Source organism: Trabulsiella guamensis ATCC 49490, from assembly GCF_000734965.1.
Lineage (GTDB): Bacteria > Pseudomonadota > Gammaproteobacteria > Enterobacterales > Enterobacteriaceae > Trabulsiella > Trabulsiella guamensis.
The window spans coordinates 1-5,150 of the sequence record NZ_JMTB01000083.1 but is presented as its reverse complement, the minus strand read 5'-3'; the positions used below and the strand labels follow the sequence as shown (position 1 = coordinate 5,150).

The window sequence follows — 5,150 nt, the reverse complement described above, 5'->3', positions numbered from 1 at the left end:
CCGCAGGTTCGACAGCTTCGCCCATGTTAACCAGCAACTGGAGCAGTGGATGGCTGATGTTGCTGATAAACGGGAGCTTCGCCAGTTCAGACAAACACCAGAGCAACGCTTCGCACTCGAGCAGGAGCATCTTCAGTTGTTGCCGGATACGGACTTCGATACCAGCTACTTCGACATCCGTCATGTGTCCTGAGACATCCGCTGTCCATCTATGACACGTTCTGCAGAGGAGCTGCATGATGGTGGAACTGCAACATCAACGGCTGATGGTTCTCGCCGAACAACTGCAACTGGACAGTCTTATCAGTGCGGCCCCCGCGCTGTCACAACAGGCTGTGGATCAGGAATGGAGCTATATGGACTTCCTGGAGCATCTGCTTCATGAGGAAAAACTGGCACGCCATCAGCGCAAACAGGCGATGTACACCCGAATGGCGGCCTTCCCGGCAGTGAAAACGTTCGAAGAGTATGACTTCACCTTCGCCACCGGCGCACCACAGAAGCAAATCCAGTCGCTGCGTTCGCTCAGCTTCATCGAGCGCAACGAAAACATCGTGTTGCTGGGTCCATCCGGCGTGGGGAAAACGCACCTGGCGATAGCCATGGGCTACGAAGCAGTACGTGCAGGTATCAAGGTACGCTTCACAACAGCGGCGGATCTGTTGCTTCAGCTGTCTACAGCGCAACGCCAGGGCCGCTATAAAACAACGCTTCACCGTGGCGTGATGGCGCCGAAGCTGCTCATCATCGATGAAATAGGCTATCTGCCGTTCAGTCAGGAAGAAGCAAAACTGTTCTTCCAGGTCATCGCCAAACGTTACGAGAAGAGCGCGATGATCCTGACATCTAACCTGCCGTTCGGGCAGTGGGATCAAACGCTCGCGGGGGATGCGGCTCTGACATCCGCGATGCTGGACCGGATCTTACACCACTCACACGTTATTCAGATAAAAGGAGAGAGCTATCGACTTAAACAGAAAAGAAAGGCCGGGGTTATCGCTGAAGCTAATCCTGAGTAAAACGGTGGATCAATATTAGACCGTCGGTGGAGATGTAAGTGGATCACTTTTTACCCGTCGTTGACAGCTGGATCCATGTCGCATCTGCCAGGCTGTAAACCGATGGCATTTCAGCCTGTTCATAGCCAGCGTACATACCACCTCCGGTTAAAACCGTCCGCTTTGAGTTGCGGATACGAAGAATTTGTTGTTAAATTGCTCATGCAAATCATTCCTCCATCCAACCGTGTGATTTGCCACGACGCCAGGAGTGTGCATGCTCGCGGGCGTCACTCTTTATTGATGCCAATCGTCATTGCTGCGTCTGACATTCCCTTAAACCACAAACTCATCTGGCAATCTGACACCCCACCGCTGTAGGTGTGTGGACTCGCTTTACTTGTTGCTTTGCATTCACGTGACATTGCTCACACTCCTGTTGGTATCTGACCTTCCTTCGGTTATCCTTGACCTTTCACTCCTCAGGAACCAAAGGAAGGCTCAGCATGGATTTAATGTCTGTTTACCAAACAATCGAAAATCATCTCTGTGAGGTCTATATGGTGGATCCTCACAACAACGATCTGATCAATCTGGCTAAGTGCAGGGCCATAAAGCTGACTCAGCTCTACTGCTTAATATCCAGACACGCTGAAGACTCATTCATAAACCCAAGCAGTAAAGACTCGTTGGCTGAACTGATATACATGGCAACCACTCACCTCATCGTTAATCCATTGTCCCTGTCGCCATCACTGGTACTGCATATCCTTGAAGAAGACCTTTACGACATTGATATGAAGCCCAATCAGTTTGCCGAAACTGATCTGCAACTGACTGGCTGGTTTGCTGAGTACCGGGAACGTCGCCTGAAATCACCGTCAGAATTTTCAGATCTTCCGGAGTTACGCTGGAGCGATCTACCGAACGGATTATTTGGTCTCTTCCAGAAAAATTAACAACATAATCAAGGAAGTTTTCATTAAAGCGCAGTATAATAATGCTGCGCCGTTCCTCAGATTCAGTTAAAAAACAAATATAAACTGTAAGATTATTTACGTTTTCATTGTTTCGCAGTAATCTCGCCACAGCATGGATGCAGAGGGTTTCCTGGTGAGACAATTTGCTTGTTTTTTCTACAACAACCATTTCCTTATTGTTCATATCTGGGCAACTATCTGCATATTTCTCGCAGTGCTGGCCTGTGGACTGGCTCTTTTCAGGCACAGAATTAACAAGTTCAACAGCGTTTCTGACCCCATTGAAACTTTCCTGCGTAATGAGATTGTATCCCTCAGACACTGCAGCAGCTCGACGCCAGAAATCACCGTTGACTTCGAAAGCCTTAGTCCATATTTGAACAGGCGCAGGCGAGGTGAATACCGGGAAGCAGTGAACCAGTATCTCGCTGGAATTCATGCTGAACATAAAAGCGTCAAGGATATTCCCGCGACCATACAGGCGATCGAAAAGCTTCTCACCTATGCAAGACATCGTTAACTCAAGTCACATGTCATACCTCCGCTCCATTGCTGGTAAATTTTCGGCACTGCCCGTTGCTGTGCTCTTATGCTTCCTGATATAATTTTCCATAGTGAAAGGCTCCTGTAAGTTATCCCGATGAATGTCCAGGAGAGCGTTTATCATGGAACGGCTCTTGTAAAACGTTGTTCCGCTAATGAATATCGCAATACTGAAGTCAGAACAGGCCGGGAAGAGAGGGATCTTTCTTTTTCCGGCTTTTTTTGCTCTTTCGTTCTGTTCTACGGCTGTCGTCTGACCGATAGCCCACTGTCTGGCACGGAAAAGATAATCTTCAAACATGCTGCCCTTCAGGCTGGACTGAGAACAACGCCGGTAGTAATCCACCCCATGTTCTGCCACCCTGACTACCATTGATGGAAGTCCATCCCCACCAGCGCAGCAATGATGTGTTTTTTGATAAATTCTTCCGGTGACATGTCACTTATCCTCAGGCAATGGCGGTGGAAAAAGGGTTGGGAGATTAGGACGCAACTCATGCGGTTTTACAGCTCCATTTACAGCTTCGGAAACAACAACTGCATGTACTGGGGAAATTTTCTTTACCCCATTAACCCACTTCCACACAGCGCCCTGAGTAACCTCTATTTGGCGCAACAATGCGGATTGCCCACCCGCCACATATACGGCTTTAGCCATTGGGGAAGAAAAAACTTCGTTCATAACGAGACCTCAAACACACCATTGGTTTTAATATATAATCATATCAGTTGTAGATCAAATCCGCTCGTGCTGATAAAATAATCACATGGTTTTAGATATCAACGAATAGATAGGTGGAGAAGATGGAGAAGTGGACCTTTGCACAACGATTAAAGATCGCTATGGCGGAGCAGGGACTGAATCAAAGCAGTCTTGCAGTGAAGGTGGGCGTATCTCAGGCTGCAATACAAAAACTAACCTCGGGAAGAGCCAGATCAACAACTAAACTTCTCGCTTTAGCCAATGCTCTAAATGTCAATCCATCCTGGCTTGAAAGTGGTAGTGGGCCAATGCGTAACATTGATTCAGAACAACTACTTATATCCAACAGGAACCAAAAATCAGAGATAGCAAAAACAAGATTAAAAGCTGTAGTATGGGAAGATATGGAACAAACGGAAGATGGAGAATTCGTGCACATCCCCCTTATAAACGTTAACTTTTCAGCCGGACTAGGTTCCTGTGAAGTTATAGACGATGAGTCGTTTTCCTTAGTATTTAGAAAGTACTCCTTGCACAAAATGGGGGTGAGCGCTAGCCAGGCACGCTTAGTTAGGGTTTCGGGGGATAGTATGTCTCCAACTTTAAGCGACGGAGATATAGTAGGAATCAATATGGCTGAAACAGAAATACGTGATGGTAAAACATATGCCATTTGCCACGATGACATGCTGAGGATTAAAACCTTAGTAGCCAGACCTGGAGAGATACTAATCAGATCGCTTAACCGCGATCTATATCCAGATGAAGTTCTAGATGTTCAAAAATTCCATAGTAATGTCAGAGTAATAGGACGAGTTTTCTGGTCTTCTCACACTTGGTAGTAAACTACGATTCTCATAAGCCAGCAATGCTGGCTTTTTTTATTTTTACAATCAATAAGTTATAAAATTAACACCAAAAGCACACAATACAACAATTGGTGTAATATAAACCATGGTAATGCTAATCTTATCGGCGAACAACGGAGTTAATGAGATGAATGATAGTAACTATGAACATTTTAAGGGACTTTCTCTTGAGCCTGAAACAGCCTTTCATCAGATCGCAGCGATGATTGAAACGAGAGTAATTGTAAGCACACCCGTTTTAGTTCCACGCACTTTTTGAGATTTCCGGTTTTTCAGCCATCAGCCGGTACTCTTCCGGCGTCAGGTTATTCAGGGATTCATGAGGCCGCTCACTGTTATATTCCGTCAGCCAGCGCTCTGTTATTTTCCGTGCTTCATTCAGTGTCCTGAACAGGTAAAAATCCAGTATTTCTGTCCGGTAGGTCCGGTTAAAACGTTCGATAAACGCATTCTGTGTTGGTTTGCCTGGTTTAATAAATTCCAGTGCCACACCATGCTCTTCTGCCCATTGCGCCAGCGTCAGCGAGATGAGTTCCGGGCCGTTGTCCATCCGCAGTTTCAGCGGATAACCCCGGTTTGCCACGATCCTGTCCAGCACCCGGCCCCCCCGTTGTGCCGGGATATTCAGATCGATTTCTATTGCGAGGGCCTCGCGGTTAAAGTCATCAACCACATTGAAGGTCCGGAACCGTCTGCCGCAGACCAAAGCATCATGCATAAAGTCTATCCCAGTGCACTATGCGGATGCCATTCGTTGTAATGTTCGAAGGCTTCCGCAAGGTTCTTTACCGCTGTTAACCCGTCAGGTTTCGGCATGATGCTGATGTAGTCGCGCTTCATCGTTTTCACGAAGCTCTCTGCCATGCCGTTGCTTTCCGGGCTGCGTACTGCCGTATGTTTAGGCTCCAGTCCTACCATTCTGGCGAACTGACGCGTCTGATGAGACCGGTAGGCCGAGCCGTTGTCCGTCAACCATTCAACGGGGGATGCCGGCAGGTTGCTGCCGAAGCGTCGTTCCACCGCACCCAGCATGACGTCCTGTACGGTTTCGCTGTCA

The 5,150-nt window shown here is 47.5% G+C and carries 7 protein-coding genes and 2 pseudogenes; 3 read left to right on the top strand and 6 right to left on the bottom strand.

Annotated elements, in window-relative coordinates; genetic code table 11:
- Positions 1-190, top strand: a pseudogene (locus tag GTGU_RS24670) (IS21 family transposase); the annotation flags it as partial.
- 46 nt (positions 191-236) lie between these two features.
- Entirely contained in the window at positions 237-1,019 is a 783-nt protein-coding gene (gene istB / locus GTGU_RS13015; RefSeq protein ID WP_038157733.1) for an IS21-like element ISSen3 family helper ATPase IstB, read from the top strand.
- Between the two features lie 269 nt (positions 1,020-1,288).
- Here the strand turns inward: istB and GTGU_RS26850 are convergent, their stop codons facing one another.
- The 4 genes from GTGU_RS26850 to GTGU_RS24665 all read right to left on the bottom strand — a co-directional run bounded on the left by GTGU_RS26850 (position 1,289) and on the right by GTGU_RS24665 (position 3,203).
- Entirely contained in the window at positions 1,289-1,423 is a 135-nt protein-coding gene (locus GTGU_RS26850; protein ID WP_281172987.1) for a hypothetical protein, read from the bottom strand.
- Positions 1,424-1,727: 304 nt separating this feature from the next.
- Positions 1,728-2,492: a hypothetical protein gene (locus tag GTGU_RS25740; RefSeq protein ID WP_156964145.1), complete on the bottom strand. Its 765-nt coding sequence runs from the start codon at positions 2,490-2,492 to the stop codon at positions 1,728-1,730.
- 12 nt (positions 2,493-2,504) lie between these two features.
- Positions 2,505-2,822, bottom strand: a complete 318-nt coding sequence (locus GTGU_RS13000) for a hypothetical protein (RefSeq protein WP_169741180.1) — start codon at positions 2,820-2,822, stop codon at positions 2,505-2,507.
- 138 nt (positions 2,823-2,960) lie between these two features.
- The gene (locus tag GTGU_RS24665) at positions 2,961-3,203 is read right to left on the bottom strand and encodes a transcriptional regulator (protein WP_072011979.1); all 243 of its coding nucleotides are present in this window, start codon (positions 3,201-3,203) and stop codon (positions 2,961-2,963) included.
- A 122-nt stretch (positions 3,204-3,325) separates the two neighbouring features.
- Between GTGU_RS24665 and GTGU_RS12995 the strand changes: the two genes are divergently transcribed.
- Positions 3,326-4,066 (top strand): XRE family transcriptional regulator, encoded by a 741-nt coding sequence (locus GTGU_RS12995; RefSeq protein WP_072011978.1) that lies wholly within the window; start codon positions 3,326-3,328, stop codon positions 4,064-4,066.
- 265 nt (positions 4,067-4,331) lie between these two features.
- On the opposite strand, the pseudogene GTGU_RS12990 reads toward GTGU_RS12995, so the two are convergent.
- Positions 4,332-4,829 (bottom strand): annotated as a pseudogene (locus tag GTGU_RS12990) (integrase core domain-containing protein); the annotation flags it as partial.
- On the bottom strand, positions 4,817-5,150 hold a 334-nt coding region (locus GTGU_RS12985; protein ID WP_038157726.1), incomplete at its 5' end, for an IS3 family transposase. The gene GTGU_RS12985 and the pseudogene GTGU_RS12990, both read right to left, overlap by 13 nt.